This is a genomic window from Bradyrhizobium sp. BRP19 (assembly GCF_020194195.1).
Taxonomy (GTDB): domain Bacteria; phylum Pseudomonadota; class Alphaproteobacteria; order Rhizobiales; family Xanthobacteraceae; genus Bradyrhizobium; species Bradyrhizobium yuanmingense.
The window spans coordinates 1-415 of the sequence record NZ_JADYVZ010000186.1 but is presented as its reverse complement, the minus strand read 5'-3'; the positions used below and the strand labels follow the sequence as shown (position 1 = coordinate 415).

Below are 415 nucleotides of genomic sequence, written 5' to 3'. Positions count from 1 at the left end.
GAATCGCTCAACCGCACGCTCGTCGGCCTGGACGACTGGGTGCGTGCGCATTGGTCCGACATGGAACGGATTCGCAAAAGTCAGGTCGATTCCGATTGATATCCGGGCGATCTGCCTGACGTTGTGTGTAGATGCAGCATTTTTCCGATAGTATTCGGAGCCCATGTTTGTGACGAATCTTTCATCCGCCTTGCCGACGTTGTCTCGCGCCACCGCGCGGGGCGTCCTGTCACGTGCGCGCGGCGTACGGTGGATCGTCACGATCTGGTGTCTGTTGTTTACGGTGTCGGTGTTTTCGGCCACCCATTTTCCCGATGGCCAGGCTGCGGACGACGCGCTTGAAGCCATCGAAGCCGTGGTTGACGACGTGCCGGGTGAAGCGCTGCCCGCTGCTAAGCCCAGCAAGGGTTTTGAG

Annotated in this window: 1 protein-coding gene; it reads left to right on the top strand. The window is 59.5% G+C overall.

What is annotated here, in order from left to right:
- Positions 1 to 163 precede the first annotated feature (163 nt).
- The coding region (locus tag I6F36_RS39110; RefSeq protein ID WP_225173306.1) for a hypothetical protein at positions 164 to 415 on the top strand (252 nt) is incomplete at its 3' end.